This is a genomic window from Streptomyces sp. T12, assembly GCF_028736035.1.
In the GTDB taxonomy this organism is placed as follows: Bacteria; Actinomycetota; Actinomycetes; order Streptomycetales; family Streptomycetaceae; genus Streptomyces.
The window spans coordinates 11,273,519-11,287,708 of the sequence record NZ_CP117866.1 but is presented as its reverse complement, the minus strand read 5'-3'; the positions used below and the strand labels follow the sequence as shown (position 1 = coordinate 11,287,708).

General features: G+C 70.2%; 10 protein-coding genes and 1 pseudogene. 8 read left to right on the top strand and 3 right to left on the bottom strand.

All coding sequences use genetic code 11. The features are described from left to right. Positions 1-349: 349 nt before the first annotated feature. Together PBV52_RS50505 and PBV52_RS50500 are read right to left on the bottom strand one after the other, a co-directional pair. Positions 350-943: a hypothetical protein gene (locus tag PBV52_RS50505; RefSeq protein ID WP_274249121.1), complete on the bottom strand. Its 594-nt coding sequence runs from the start codon at positions 941-943 to the stop codon at positions 350-352. 502 nt (positions 944-1,445) lie between these two features. Beyond that, positions 1,446-2,102: a GAF and ANTAR domain-containing protein gene (locus tag PBV52_RS50500; protein ID WP_373922055.1), complete on the bottom strand. Its 657-nt coding sequence runs from the start codon at positions 2,100-2,102 to the stop codon at positions 1,446-1,448. 368 nt (positions 2,103-2,470) lie between these two features. Between PBV52_RS50500 and PBV52_RS50495 the strand changes: the two genes are divergently transcribed. From PBV52_RS50495 to PBV52_RS50480, 4 genes are all read left to right on the top strand, one after another. Beyond that, positions 2,471-3,478, top strand: coding sequence for an NADP-dependent oxidoreductase (locus PBV52_RS50495; RefSeq protein ID WP_274249119.1), 1,008 nt, complete (start codon positions 2,471-2,473; stop codon positions 3,476-3,478). Between the two features lie 26 nt (positions 3,479-3,504). Then, a complete protein-coding gene (locus PBV52_RS50490; RefSeq protein ID WP_274249117.1) occupies positions 3,505-4,557 on the top strand; it encodes an alcohol dehydrogenase catalytic domain-containing protein in 1,053 nt (350 codons plus the stop codon). 796 nt (positions 4,558-5,353) lie between these two features. Continuing rightward, entirely contained in the window at positions 5,354-6,610 is a 1,257-nt protein-coding gene (locus PBV52_RS50485) for a choice-of-anchor Q domain-containing protein (protein WP_274249115.1), read from the top strand. A 42-nt stretch (positions 6,611-6,652) separates the two neighbouring features. Beyond that, entirely contained in the window at positions 6,653-8,332 is a 1,680-nt protein-coding gene (locus tag PBV52_RS50480) for a carboxylesterase/lipase family protein (RefSeq protein ID WP_274249113.1), read from the top strand. 82 nt (positions 8,333-8,414) lie between these two features. Here the strand turns inward: PBV52_RS50480 and PBV52_RS50475 are convergent, their stop codons facing one another. Then, the gene (locus tag PBV52_RS50475) at positions 8,415-9,050 is read right to left on the bottom strand and encodes a TetR/AcrR family transcriptional regulator (protein WP_274249111.1); all 636 of its coding nucleotides are present in this window, start codon (positions 9,048-9,050) and stop codon (positions 8,415-8,417) included. A gap of 285 nt (positions 9,051-9,335) precedes the next feature. On the opposite strand from PBV52_RS50475, the gene PBV52_RS50470 reads away from it, so the two are divergent. The 4 genes and pseudogenes from PBV52_RS50470 to PBV52_RS50455 form a co-directional block, all read left to right on the top strand. Continuing rightward, positions 9,336-10,040 (top strand): VanZ family protein, encoded by a 705-nt coding sequence (locus PBV52_RS50470; protein ID WP_274249110.1) that lies wholly within the window; start codon positions 9,336-9,338, stop codon positions 10,038-10,040. A 68-nt stretch (positions 10,041-10,108) separates the two neighbouring features. Continuing rightward, positions 10,109-10,825 (top strand): response regulator transcription factor, encoded by a 717-nt coding sequence (locus tag PBV52_RS50465; protein ID WP_274249109.1) that lies wholly within the window; start codon positions 10,109-10,111, stop codon positions 10,823-10,825. After that, on the top strand, positions 10,818-11,897 hold the full coding sequence (locus tag PBV52_RS50460) for a HAMP domain-containing sensor histidine kinase (protein ID WP_274249108.1): 1,080 nt from the start codon (positions 10,818-10,820) through the stop codon (positions 11,895-11,897). The genes PBV52_RS50465 and PBV52_RS50460 overlap by 8 nt, the downstream gene beginning before the upstream one ends. 520 nt (positions 11,898-12,417) lie before the next feature. Continuing rightward, positions 12,418-13,363 (top strand): annotated as a pseudogene (locus PBV52_RS50455) (NAD-dependent DNA ligase LigA); the annotation flags it as partial. Positions 13,364-14,190 lie beyond the last annotated feature (827 nt).

The following is a 14,190-nucleotide window of genomic DNA, read 5'->3' as shown; positions in this document are numbered from 1 at the left end:
GGGGGAAGACATCCCCCCACAGCCGGTCGGTGCCGAACCAGCAGCCGTCCCAGTGCCGGATGGCGACGCCGTGCAGCCGGGCGTGCGGCTGGGGGCCGCCGAAGGCCAGCAGCCAGGGCAGCCGTTCGGCGACGGCGTCGTGGAAGACGGGGTCGCCGGTGAGGGGGCGTGGGCGGCGGAGAGAAGGTCGATCAGGGGGACATGTTGGACTGCTCGTAGTTGACCTCGTGGGCGGGCAGTTGTCTGCCCATTGCTACGAACTTCCGTACAGTGTTGATGAGTTGGACCCGCAAGGCTTCAGCACGGCCGGCCCGTCCGGCGGTGTCCAAGCTCTCGCGGATGGCCCGCGTCACGGGGGAACGACCGATGGACAGGTGTGTGGTCCCGCCGAGTTCGAAGCTGCGCTCGATGATGCGGGCGTCGAGGTCTTCCTCCCGGCCGTGGGCGCGGTGCCGATCGTGGAAGAACTGGGCCAGCCACGGGGTGTCGTACAGCCGCCGCTGGGGCTCCTGGGAACCGCGCCGTGGGGCTCTGCTCTCGTCCAGGAGGTAGCGGCGGGCGAAGTCGGACCAACCGTCCAGGAGCGGGGCGATCTCCGCCGGGTCGGCGAGGCGAGGCCGCGGGCGGCGGCGGCCTGGAGCAGCAGCGGCATGGCGATCCGCTCGGCTCCGTCAGTCCAGTCCTGCCGGCCGCTGGTGGACTGGGTCAAGCCGGTGCGGGTGTCCACCGGCACGAAGGCGTGGGCGAGCAGACCGGGCCGCTCGCGGGCCTGCTGATGCCGGGCGATGTGCGCGACCCGGCGCCGGACGATCTCCTCCAGCGGCAGATGGAACAGCACCTCGGTCCGGGCGCCGTCCCCGACATCCAGCGCGTAGCTGCCGTGCCGGGCGGCCTGGACCTGGTACCTCCACCAGCAACACGACCTGCGCGACGACGCCACCATCCTGCTGACGGAATGGCACCCGACCTGACACCGCCCCCTGCTGGCTACGCCTTGCCCTTGTGCTCCGGGCCGGGCGCGGAAGTCAGTCCGGCCGCGGACATCCGAGCCAGGCCCCAGAGCGGCTCCATACGGCCGGGGAGCCCGGTCCGGCCGGCCGCACGCGCGGCTCCAGCGCCGTATGCGAGGCGGCCGGCGAAGCTCGATCCCCGACGACGGGCCAACGGTCGCTGTGCCGCGGTCGGCCTGCGGCCGCCGGACCCCGTCGATCACCCAGCGGGCATCGTGATGCCCCTGGCCCTGGTGCGGGCATGAACGCGCCGCGCTGCGGATGTGTGGGGGCGGTCGGGCAGGGGACTTGGTGTGCAGGCCGGGTTCAGCAGCGTTCCCCTGGGGACTGGCTCGGCCCAGGCTTCTCTGGTTCAGCCAACGTGCCGGGGGAGCCGCTCACCCGAGATGACGCGGTCACCCGATCACGCGATCACGCGATCACGCGATCACGCGATCACGCGAGGCTGCCACGCTCGCAGACCAGGCGGGCGACCTCACGGAGCTTGACGTTGTTCTCCTGCGAGTAACGGCGGGGCACGTCGAACGCCTCCTCTTCGCTGAAGCGGTGGCTTCCCATGAGGATGCCCATGGCCTCGCCGATGACGTGCCGGGTGGCGACGGCCTGTTCCATCTGGGCGTGGGTGCGGGCGCTGGAGAAGGCGACCGCCGCGTGGGAGGCCAGCAGCCGGCCGACCGGCTCACTGGCCTCGTTGAAGGCTCCGGGTTTGCGGGAGTACACGTTCAGCGCGCCGAGGTCTTCGTCGTCGGTGAACAGCAGGAAGCCCATCATGCTGCCCACGCCGAGCGCATGGGCCTGCGGGGCGTAGGCGGGCCATCGCTGATGCTCGCCGGTGAGATCGGCGATGCGGAAGACCCGCTCTCCGTGCGAGGTGCGGGCGACGTCGAAGCACGGCCCTTCACCCAGCCTCTGTTGCAGCTCATCACTGTCGACGACCAGCTGGTGGGTGGGAGCGAGCGTCTCCACCTTCGCATCGCGCAGCACGAGGAAGCCGGCCGCGTCACAGCCGTCCACCAGCTCGATGGCCGAAGCCTCATACCCAGCTTTCGACGCTTGCCTCGCGACGGGGCCGCTGTAAACACCTCGCCCCAGCGAGGCGCTCACGGGCCGGCTCGCGACGCACACACGCCGCCTGGCGCGACGTCCCGATGGAGGCCATCCCGGCACCCCGACCGTGCGCCTGAGCCGTCAAGGAGTCGGATCTCCGCTCCCCCGCCGCGCCCACGGAGTCTGTTCGCTCTCCGTCGCGTGCTTTCCCCCGGGGGCTCCAGCCGCGCCCCGGACCCGGTGCTGCCTCGCCCAGAGCCAAGCACCTCTTGCCTCCCGCGCGTCGCCGCCGTACGCTCACGTGCCATACCGACCAGACGGTACGTCGTTGTGGGCACCTCGGCTCACGAAGACGGGCAGCCGCCGACCGTCCCGCCGCCGATCCAACGCGACCGTCTGAGGAGCCGCCGAAGATGAGCAGAATCAACCACCAGGTGCGCCTGGCCGCGCGCCCCGTGGGCGACCCGCGTCCCACCGACTGGGAGCACGCGGAGGAGACGGTCGGGGAACCCGGCGACGGTGAGTTCCTGGTGCAGGTGCTCTGTCTGTCGATCGATCCGGCGATGCGCGGCTGGATGAACGCGGGCAGGTCCTACATCCGCCCGGTGGAGATCGGTGAGGTCATGCGCGCGGGCGCGGTGGGACGCGTGCTCGCCTCTCGGCACTCCGGTTTCGCGGTCGGCGACCATGTGTCGGGGTCCTTCGGCGTGCAGGAGTACTGCCTGTCGGACGGGCGCGGCGTGACCAAGGTCGATCCGGCGGCGGCCCCCCTGCCGACGTATCTCGGCGCTCTCGGCATGTCAGGCCTGACCGCCTACTTCGGCTTGATCGACATCGGACGTCCCGAGCCCGGCCAGACGGTCGTCGTCTCGGGTGCGGCAGGCGCGGTCGGCAGCGTCGTCGGTCAGATCGCCAAGATCCTGGGCTGCCGGGTCATCGGCATCGCCGGCGGCGAGGCCAAGTGCCGGCTCGTGGTCGACGAATTCGGGTTCGACGCCGCGATCGACTACAAGAGCGAGGACGTCCGCAAGGCGCTGCGCGACCACGCCCCCACCGGTGTGGACGTGTACTTCGACAACGTCGGCGGCGACGTCCTGGACGCCGTACTGCCACGGCTGGCACGCGGCGCCCGCGTCATCGTCTGCGGAGCGGTCTCCCAGTACAACAGCACCTCGCCGCAGGGTCCCGCCAATTACCTGTCGCTGCTGGTCAACCGGGCCACCATGACGGGCATGGTGGTCTTCGACTACGCCGACCGGTACGCCGAGGGCATCGCGCAGCTCGCCGCGTGGCGGACCGAGGGCCGGCTCAAGTCCCTTGAGGACGTGGTGTCAGGTGGAGTGGCCGAGTTTCCCGACACCCTGATGCGCCTGTTCCGTGGCGAGAACCACGGCAAGCTCGTGCTGAAGATCGCGGACTGACCGGGCCGAGAGGAGGGAGAAATCCGATGAAGGCACTGACCTATCACGGCCGTCACGACATTCGCTACGGGGATGTCCCCGACCCGGCCGTCATTAGCCCCACCGACGCGGTCGTCCAGGTGACCACAGCCGGCATCTGCGGCAGTGACCTGCACATATACGCCGGCAACCCGTTCAGCCCGGAGCTCGGCTACACACCGGGACACGAGTGCGTCGGCGTGGTGGTCGACACCGGTGACCAGGTCACCCGCTTCAAGCCCGGCGACCGGGTCCTGGTGCCCGCCTCGGCCGGCTGCACGCGGTGCCGGTCGTGCGCGGCCGGGTTCACCGCCCGGTGCGAGCGCGCCAAGTCCAGCACCGAGCTCTGCTACGGCGTGAGTCCCCAGCTCCCCGGCAGCCAGGCCCAGGGCCTCGCGGTGCCGTATGCCGACATCAACCTGGTGCACCTGCCCGAGGGCATCTCCGACGAGGCCGCCGTCGTCCTGACGGACAACGCCCCCACGGCCTGGTACGGCTGCCGCCGCGCCCGCATCCAGCCCGGCGAGACCGTCCTGGTCATCGGCCTCGGTCCCGTCGGCCTGATGGCCGCCCAGTCCGCCTTCGCGATGGGCGCCGCGCGCGTGCTCGGCGCGGACCTGGTCGCGGAGCGCCGCGCCTTCGCCGCCACCTTGGGGGTCGAACCGGTGGAAGGCGCGGACGCGAAGGCTGGCATACGGGAGATGACCGGCGGACGCGGACCGGACGCGGTGGTGGAGGCCGTGGGCTCCGACGCCACCATCGATCTGGCCCTCAAGGCCGTCCGGCAGGCCGGCCGGGTCAGCGTCATCGGGGTCAGTCAGAACAAGGCATTCCCCTTCCACATGGGACTGGCTCAAATCAAGGAACTCGAGTTCGCCATCGGGCTCTGCTCGATCCACTACGAACTCCCGGCCCTGATCGCCCTCGCCCAGGCCGGCCGGATCAAGCCGGAGGTCGTGGTGTCCCACCGCTTCCCCCTCTCCGAAGGCCCCGCGGCATACGAACTCTTCGCCAGCCGCGCCGACGGCGTCCGCAAGATCCTTCTCGACCCCACCGGCTGACCCACCCTCGTCGGTCCGCCGTAGGGTGAGGAACTCGCCGTACCGGCACGGTCGGAAGAGGTTCTGGGCAGGTACGGCGGGACGGGCCTCGGCGGGCAGGCATGCGGCGTGGGCGAGGCAGACCAGTGCCCACCGCTCGGCTCGCCGACTGTGCGCCTGCGCGCGTGGGACGGATGACACTGGGGGCGCTCAAGCACGGTGCCCTCGCCGGCGACGACCGATTCCGGACTCACACCGATCATAGGGAAGCAGGACGGCACGGCACTGTCCGACATCAATCCCCGGCAGGCAAGCCTCGAAGCCGTTCCGTCTTCCCGAGCCACATGCCCGCCAGCATGCCCGCCATCAGGCAACGGCTGAGCCGGCACAGCTGACGAAGCGGTGCTGGTCTGTTGTTGAGCTTCCCGTGGTCAGGGGAGGCGTCGGTCCGTCGCGGGGCACACGGTCGCAGTCGGCGGGTGACGTTCGCCCATCCGGTGGGCTATCAAGCGGCACCGCTTCCATTCGGTCATTCTCTACCCGCCAGTAGACACGGACTGCTCTGAATGGAACGCTCGCTCCAGAGCGTAGGCGGTTCACACGAGTCGCGTCTCCCGTCAGCCCTCCCTGCTCCTTCCGTCGGCTCTTCCAGCTCACCGGGTCGCCTCATGGGCCGGCGCCGCTGATCGCCCCGTGCCGGCCGCACTCCTCGCAAGTCGCGTACCCCGTACGAGCCGTGCACCTCGCCCCGGCGGCAAGTCCTCGTAGCAACCGAGTCCTCGTACGCCCAGATCCCTCCCCGAGAGGAGTGCATCGCATGAGGGTCCGACCCGTCCCGGCGGCACTCGCAGCCATCGCCCTCGCGACGGCGGCACAGCTCGCCGCCCCCACCGCATCCACCGCCTCCGCCGCAACGCCCGCGACCGCCGGGCCGACGGAGTTCACCGTCGACACCACCTCCGACGCGGTGGACGCCGACCCGTCGGACGGCGGTTGCCGTACCGCGTCGGGAGCGTGCAGTCTGCGCGCCGCGGTGATGGCCGCCAACGCCCGGCCCGGCAGCACGATCACACTGCCTCCCGGCCACTACCGGCTGACCATCCCACCCGACCCCCGGCTGATCATCGGGTCTCATCCCGATCCCACCACAGGCGACTTGAACGTCGATGCGCCCACCACGATCAAGGGATCCGGCGCGCGAACCACCGTCATCGACGCCGACTTCCTGGACCGGGTCTTCCGTCTGCGGGCGGACACGTACATGTCGGACGTGACGATCACGCAAGGACGGGCCAGACAGCGCGAACTGCCCTTCACCGACACCGGTGGCGGCGGCATCGTCAACGAACAGCACCTGACGCTGCGCCGGGTCGCCGTGACCGGGAACTCCGCCGGCTACGGCGGCGGCATCTTCAACATCCCGGACTCCCACCTGGATCTCGTCGGCAGCACGGTCAGCGGCAACGCCGCGGGAGAGGCCGGGGGTATCAGATTCGACAACAGCGGCACCGTGACGAACTCGACGATCGCCGACAACCGGGTGACCGACCCCGGCGACCGCCCCGGCAGCCTCGGCGGCTACGGCGGAGGCATCGACATCCGGGGCCTGGGAACCGTACAGATCCTCAACTCGACCATCACGGGCAACCGTTCCAGCGACGGCGGGGGCGGAATCAACATCGCGCCGGCCTACCTCGACAGCCTTCCGGCACCCATACCCGACATCGTCGATCTGCCCCTGGGGCACATGAGCCTTCGCAACTCCGTGGTCGCGGGCAACACCGTCGACGGCGCGACCGCCGACTGCGAGAAGGCCTTCGCCACCATCACGTCACTAGGCCACAACATCGACGGCGACGGCAGCTGCCGGCTGGCCGCCGCGGGCGATCTGCCCCACCGGGACCCGCTGCTCGGAGCGCTCGCGGACAACGGCGGCCCGACGGACACCGCGGCTCTGCTGCCGGGGAGCCCCGCCCTGGACACGGCCGACGGCTGCCCTGCCACCGATCAACGCGGCATCGCCCGCCCTCAGGGCGCCGCTTGCGACATCGGCGCCTACGAGCAGACGCGATGACCGTCGCCCCAGGTCCAGACCGGTACTAGGAGTGACGACTCGATGAGATTCTCAAGCCTGCGCCACACCCTGACCCGCGGCGCGACCGCCGTCGCAGCCGTTCTGCTGCTTCTCACCACTCCCCCGCCCACGGCCCGCGCCGTCGCCGGCGACGGCACCGGCACCGGCGACGACTCCCTCCTCGTGCGTACCGACCGCGGCTGGGTGCGCGGGGCAGTTGGCCGTAACGGCGGGCGGGTCTTCCAGGGGATACCGTTCGCCGCCCCGCCGACCGGTGCGCTGCGCTGGCATCCGCCGCGGCCCGCCGCGCGGTGGCCCGGCGTACGGAACGCCACCGCACCGGCTCCCCCATGTCCCCAACTGCCGCTGACGCTGCTGCCCGACGGTGGCCCCGTCCTGCCCGGCGAGTCCAACCGCACCGGCAGCACCACCGAGGACTGCCTTTACCTCAACGTCTGGACCCCCGCCCGCACCGCCGGCCGGCCTCTTCCGGTGCTGGTCTGGCTGCACGGCGGCGGCAATGCGTACGGCGCGGGCAGCGACTACGACGGCGCCGCGCTCGCCGCGCGTGGCGTGATCGTGGTGACCGTCAACTACCGCCTCGGAGCACTGGGGTTCCTCGCCCACCCCACCCTGTCGGCCGAGAGCACGGACCACGCCTCCGGTGACTACGGCCTGATGGACCAGCAGGCCGCGCTGCGCTGGGTACGGAGCAACATCGGCGCCTTCGGCGGCGACCGGAACCGGGTGACACTCGGCGGTCAGTCCGCCGGATCCGCGGACACCTGCGCCCACATCGCCTCGCCGACCGCGAAAGGCCTGTTCCACCGGGCAATCCAGCAGAGCGGAAGCTGCGCCTCGCACGGCGCCCTCACACCGCTCACGCTGGACGCGGCCGAGCGCAAGGGCAGCGGCTTCGCGGCCTCCGTTGGTTGTCCCGATTCGCCGACCGCGGCCGCCTGTCTGCGCGCCTTGCCGGTCACCGAGTTGATCCGCGCCGCCGGGACCGGGGCAGCATCCCTGTGGGGCCCGAACACCGGGCCGCTCATCCTGCCGCGTCCTGCGCGCACGGCATGGGCAGAGGGACGAGTCAACGCGGTTCCGACGCTGAGCGGCAACACCCACGACGAATACCGTTACTTCACCGCGCTGTACGTGGATCTGCTCGGTGGCGGCCCGCTGACCCCGGCCTCGTACGCCGCCCTGATCACGCTCCAGCACGGCGAGCGCGCGGGCGCTGTCCTCGACACGTACCCGGCCTCGGCGCATCCCTCTCCCAACCTGGCCTACTCCGCCGTCGGCACGGACCAGCGGTTCGCCTGCCCGGCATGGGCCGACAGCCGGCTGTACGGCACTCGGGCGCCCGTCTACGCCTACGAGTTCGCCGACCCGCAGGCGCCGGTGTTCATCCCGGCACCGCACACGCCGCAGGGCGCCTTCCACGCCTCCGAACTGGCCTACCTCTTCCCCATGGACGCGATGCCGCCCCTGACACCGGTCCAGCGCCGCCTGTCCGCAACGATGACCGCCTACTGGGCCCGGTTCGCCGCCACCGGCGACCCCAACGGGCCCGGAACCCCCGCCTGGCCCCGCTACACGGCTGACGGGGACCGTATCCAGGTGCTGGCGCCCGACCGGGTCGGCCCCACCGCCGGGTTCGCGGCCGATCACCAATGCGCGTTCTGGCAGCCGTCCCCCACTTCCCGAAGGGCTGTGCGCTGAAGTCGACATGGGCCCTGGTCCGGGAGGAGAACCGGGCAATGGGCAGGCAAAGGCAGGAGGCCCTGGTAGCCCTCCTCACCTCTCACGGGGCGTCCCCGCCCTGGACGCACCGCACCGGAACGCCGTGGTGGGCGGCCAGTGCCAGCAACGCCACGCGCAACGGGCCGATCTCCAGGACGGCGCCCGCATCGAACCAGCGGGCCACGGCCGTCCCGCTCGCCATTCTCAGGGTGAAGCGCGCCAGCTCGTCCGCCACCTCAGGGCGGTCACGCAACCCGAAGACGGCGCTCACCGATTCCTGTCCCCAGACCACCAGCGCGTCCCGGTACCGACGCACCTCGGCCACGGCCGCCGCACTGGCATCCTGCTGCACCATGCCAAGTCCCAACAGCAGCCGCAGGCCGTGCTGATGACGCTGGAACGCATCCCCGACGTCGGCGAGGAAGGTGTCCAGGCGCTCGACGACGTCGCCGCCCCGCACCTCGGCCGGGGGCAGGGCCGCCAGCAGTGCGGTCCTGGCCCGCTCCAGCACCGCGACGTAGATCCCGTCCTTGCTGCCGAAGTGCCAGTAGAGGGAACTGACCGGCAGCCCGCACGCGGTCGAGATCATCGAGATGGACGTCGCGGCGTATCCGTGCCGCGCCATCAGTTCACCGGCAGTGTCGAGAATGGTGTCCCGCGACTGCGCGCCACGGTCCTGGGCCGGTGCCTCGGTCATACGGCTGACTCTAGAGGAAACTCAGGGCAACGCGCCCGCCGACCGATCGGCCCGCACGCCGACTCGCTGACGGCGGGCAACGGCGTTCCCCCAGGCAGGCCGTGCTCGGCATCGCCCGACTTCCCAACCTCGGCACCTGAAGCAGCCGGGATGGTGCGATCACCAGCGGCGAGACCATCTCACCGCCGGCTTACGCCAGTTGCTTGATGCCGGAAATTCCGTGTATCGCGGGCGTATCGAAAATCGGATACGCCACCGCAACGGCCCTCCGCCTCCAATGGGGGCATGAACCACGACGCATCCCTGTCAGCACCGCCCCGCCGCACGCGCAGGATCGTGCTCCTCAGCCTGGCGATCCTCGGCGTGGCGAGCGCCGCGTTCCTCGTGCGGGGGCCGCTCATGATGTCCGCTCCGAGGTGCATGGCCGGGCGGTGGCACGGCTGCTTCGACACGTTCAACGGTGTGGTGCTCATGACGTTGGTCGCGCTGCCGTTGGCCGCGCTGGTGGTGTGGGCTCTGGCGCGCCGTCGGCGGGCCGCCGGCGTCACATCGGCGTGGCGGATGTCGCTGGCCGAGGTGGGCATGGTCCACGGGACGGTGCCCTTCCTCTGGATGACCTTGATGCCGGGCGCCGGGGTCGGCATAGTCCCCGCCCGGGTGAGCCTGGTACCGCTGCGGGACCTGGTCACGATGGGGCCGCTCGGTATCGTCGGCAACCTGCTGGTCTTCGCGGCGCTGGGGTTCTTCGCCCCGATGCGGTTCGCGGCGCTGGCGTCCGTGCCGCGGATCCTGGCGCTCGGGGCGGGTTGCTCGGTCCTGGTCGAAACCGCACAGTACGTCCTGCGCCTTGACCGGGTGTCCTCCGTGGACGACGTACTGGTCAACGCCGCCGGCGCCGTACTGGCCGCGCTGGCGTCGCGCCGCTGGTGGCGCACTACGGCGCAAGCGCCGTCGGGCCAGCCTCGCCCCGCGCCGGCACCGGCAGGCTGAGTCGCGGGTCCGGTGTGCACACGTCGTTGCATACGTCGGCGATATGTAGTGCTGCTTAGGCTTCGGACATGCGCGTACTGATCGTGGAGGACGAGCCCTACCTGGCCGAAGCCGTCCGTGACGGTCTGCGGCTGGAGGCGATCGCCGCCGACATCGCCGGCGACGGCGACTCCGCCCTGGAACTGCTCAGCGTCAACTCCTACGATCTCGCGGTCCTCGACCGCGACATCCCCGGCCCCTCCGGCGACGAGGTCGCCCGGCGCATCGTCGCCTCCGGCAGCGGCATCCCGATCCTCATGCTCACCGCTGCCGACCGGATCGACGACAAGGCTTCCGGGTTCGAACTCGGCGCCGACGACTACCTCACCAAACCGTTCGAGCTGCGGGAGCTCGTCCTGCGGCTGAGGGCGCTCGACCGCAGACGCGCGTACGCCCGGCCGCCGGTCCGCGAGATCGCGGGCCTGCGGCTCGACCCCTTCCGCCGGGAGGTCTTCCGCGACGGACGCTACGTCCCGCTCACCCGCAAACAGTTCGCCGTGCTGGAAGTCCTCGCCGCCGCCGAGGGCGGGGTCGTCAGCGCCGAAGAGCTACTGGAACGGGCCTGGGACGAGAACGCCGACCCCCTCACCAACGCCGTGCGCATCACCGTCTCCGCACTGCGTAAACGGCTCGGCGAACCATGGATCATCGCCACGGTGCCCGGCGTCGGCTACCGGATCGACACCGGTAGAGACACCATCGCCCTTGGCAGGGACACCACCGACCCCGGCAGTACGCATGCATAGACGCCCAGGTCTCAGCGCCCGACTGAAACTCACCCTCAGCTATGCCGGATTCCTCCTCGTCGCCGGCGCTCTCCTGCTGGCCGTGGTGTGGATGTTCCTGCTGCGCTACGTACCCGACAACAGCCAGGGCCTGCTCGGGATCTCACCCAACCGCTACCTTCTGGTGCGAACCTTCGCCCCCGCCGCGGCCGTGGCGATGGCCTTCCTCCTTGTGTTCGGCCTCGTCGGAGGGTGGATCCTCGCCGGCAGGATGCTCGCACCACTCACACAGATCACGGATGCGGCACGGATGGCCGGGAACGGGTCGTTGTCCCACCGGATCCGCATGAAGGGCCGGCACGACGAATTCCGGGAACTCTCCGACGCGTTCGACTCGATGCTCGAACAACTCGAGTCCCACGTCGCCGAGCAGCAGAGGTTCGCAGCGAATGCCTCCCACGAACTGCGCACCCCGCTGGCGATCTCGCGGACTCTCCTCGACGTCGCCCGCAAGGACCCCACGCGGGACCGGGGCGAACTCATCGAACGCCTGCACGCTGTCAATACGCGGGCGATCGACCTCACCGAGGCCCTCCTGCTGCTCAGCCGCGGCGACCGCGGAAACTTCACCCGCGAGAGCGTCGACCTCTCCCTCATCGCCGAAGAAGCCGCCGAAACGCTGCTTCCTCTCGCCGAACAGCGCGGGATCACGCTCGACGTGACCGGCGGAGCGACACGGACCAGCGGCTCGGCGGAGCTCCTGCTGCGGATGGTGACGAACCTTGTCCAGAACGCCATCGTCCACAACCTCCCCGCCGGCGGCGCCGTGACGGTCCGCACGGAGGCGCACGGCGACACGAGCGCGCTGCGAGTCGAGAACACGGGCCGTCGGCTCCCACCGGAACTGGTGCCGACCCTCACCGAACCCTTCCAGCGCGGAACGGAACGCGTACGCACCGACGAGCACGCCGGCGTCGGCCTCGGCCTGGCCATCGTGCACAACATCGTCCGCACCCACGACGGCACCCTCGACCTCGTCCCGCGCCCCGCCGGCGGTCTCCTCGTCACGGTCCGGCTTCCCAGCACGCCGTAGGCCTCGTCCCCGAGCGGGGCCCACCAGAACGTCGACTGGAAGTTCGGTGCAGGCCAGGGTGACTCGTGGAAGCGATTGGTCAGCCGAGCCCGGACCGCCTGACGGCGAAGTCTCCATAAACGGACACGGACTGCCCGGCCGCGTGTCCGATGTCCTTCGCCGCGTTGACGTCGGCGCTCTCCGCGTGTGCGCAGCCTGCGGCTTTCGGGCGTCGTAGGCGCTGGCAGCGCGGTGTGAACGGCGGTCCTCCGCCGGCGACACTCGGGGCACCTTGCGCTGCCTCACCGGCAGGTGACGGTTCTACGGTTCGGCGACGTTGAGCTTCTCTCTGCCGCTACTGCCGCATCGGACGCAACAACCTCTGCGACCGCTGGCGGGCGATCGGCGTGACCGTGGCCGGTGGCGCCGCCGAGCTGATCGAGCCGCTCCGTCCCGCGCGCCGAAGCCCTCCCGCCCGAACCCGGCCCAGCCGGCTGGCCGGCCGGCTGCCGAGGGGGCGTTGTCAGTGGTGGCAGGCAGGATGACTGGCACGACGACACCAGTTGCAGAGATCGTGGATGCCGCCGCCTACGCGCAGGCGGTCGAGGATGCGGTGAAGGCCGCGGCCGCCTACTACGCGGGCGGCACCTCGCCTCTGGATGACGAGACCTACGACCGGCTGGTGCGTGCCATCGCGGCCTGGGAGAACGAGCACCCCGATGAGGTGCTGCCCGACTCCCCGACTGGGAAGGTGGCCGGCGGAGCTGTGGAGGGGGATGTCCCGCATACGGTGGCGATGCTGAGCTTGGACAATGTGTTCTCGCCGGAGGAGTTCACCGCTTGGACGGCATCCCTGGCCCGGCGCATCGGCCATGACATCACCCGCTTCAGTGTCGAACCGAAGCTCGACGGGCTCGCCATAGCCGCCCGCTACACCGGTGGCCGACTGAGACAGCTGATCACGCGTGGCGGCGGGACGGCCGGGGAGGACGTCTCGCACGCGATCGGCACCATCGAGGGCCTGCCCGAGGAACTCGCCGAGCCGGTCACCGTGGAGGTGCGCGGCGAAGTGCTGATGACGACGGCTCAGTTCGAGCACTCCAATGAGGTGCGCACCGCGCACGGCGGGCATCCGTTCGCCAATCCGCGCAACGCCGCAGCGGGCACCCTGCGTGCCAAGGACCGCGAGTACACCGTGCCGATGACGTTCTTCGGCTACGCCCTGCTGCCCCTCATCGACACGGAGACAGCGCTGGCGGCTCGGCTGTGCGAGCTCGCACACAGTGACCTGATGGCGCAGGCCGCCGCGTACGGGGTGAACACCACCGCCACCACCGCCGCCGTGCCCGGCATCACCGCCGACACCACCGAGCATCGACGGAATCGTCATCAAGGCCGACCTCGCCGCCGACCAACAGGCCGCCGGATCTGGCAGCCGCGCCCCGCGCTGGGCGATCGCCTACAAGTTACCCGTTCTCCCGCAAATGAAGTTCAGGACACAGCGAGCCTGATCTCAGCATTAATGCAGTTCAACGTCGGTGATGCGGTGACCCCTGACGCTTGCTACTCCAGCCGGGCTGTCGACTGCGCACCACGCCGCAGATGATCATGATTCTGTGCTGAGACCATGCGGTGTAACAGTCGACGCACACCGTCTTGATGCAGGCTCCTGCGGATTCCCCGCACCTTCGAGGCATTCCGGTCGCTCCGCAAGACTCGCAGGTCGCCGCAGATACACACGAACAAGGTGGTCACGCCGCGCGCAGCCGTGGAGCGCGCAGATCATCGACGGAATGCTCACAGCGACACGACTGACCGTCGGCGGACTGAGGGCCGGAGGGGGACTTGCCACGGCGGTGTGCCGGCGCGCCCGCTAGAGAGCAGGGGACCATGTGCCACGCATGTGCGGCCTCCACAGTGGGGCACAAGGGCGACTACCGATGAGTAGGGAATCCAAACTCGCCATAACTCAGTGAGTCTGAAAACCAAACCCACCACCGATCGCGTCCACTACGAGAAGACCTGCACGCCGCCATCGGCGTCTCACCACTTGCCTACCGGCGCACTTTTCGTGGAACCCGGTCGCCCAACCCTCCGAGCACCACCACACAAACCGCTCGGCGAACGCGGTGACGAACCTGCCGGGAACGAGCACCTCGATCACGGTCAGCGACTCGGGTGTTGCCCCATGCTCGACCCAATTGACGCATGGCCTACGAACAGGGCGCCCCCTGCCCGCCACAACGAGGCCGCCGAAGACCGCCGGATGGCATACGGCCGGCAAGCCGACTTCGCCAGAACCGGGGCATAGCGC

Coding starts and splice junctions, on each gene's coding strand:
- PBV52_RS50480 (WP_274249113.1), top strand. CDS start 6,653: ATGAGATTCTCAAGCCTGCGCCACACCCTGACCCGCGGCGCGACCGCC.
- PBV52_RS50485 (WP_274249115.1), top strand. CDS start 5,354: ATGAGGGTCCGACCCGTCCCGGCGGCACTCGCAGCCATCGCCCTCGCG.
- PBV52_RS50470 (WP_274249110.1), top strand. CDS start 9,336: ATGAACCACGACGCATCCCTGTCAGCACCGCCCCGCCGCACGCGCAGG.
- PBV52_RS50465 (WP_274249109.1), top strand. CDS start 10,109: ATGCGCGTACTGATCGTGGAGGACGAGCCCTACCTGGCCGAAGCCGTC.
- PBV52_RS50495 (WP_274249119.1), top strand. CDS start 2,471: ATGAGCAGAATCAACCACCAGGTGCGCCTGGCCGCGCGCCCCGTGGGC.
- PBV52_RS50490 (WP_274249117.1), top strand. CDS start 3,505: ATGAAGGCACTGACCTATCACGGCCGTCACGACATTCGCTACGGGGAT.
- PBV52_RS50475 (WP_274249111.1), bottom strand. CDS start 9,050: ATGACCGAGGCACCGGCCCAGGACCGTGGCGCGCAGTCGCGGGACACC.
- PBV52_RS50505 (WP_274249121.1), bottom strand. CDS start 943: ATGGTGGCGTCGTCGCGCAGGTCGTGTTGCTGGTGGAGGTACCAGGTC.
- PBV52_RS50460 (WP_274249108.1), top strand. CDS start 10,818: ATGCATAGACGCCCAGGTCTCAGCGCCCGACTGAAACTCACCCTCAGC.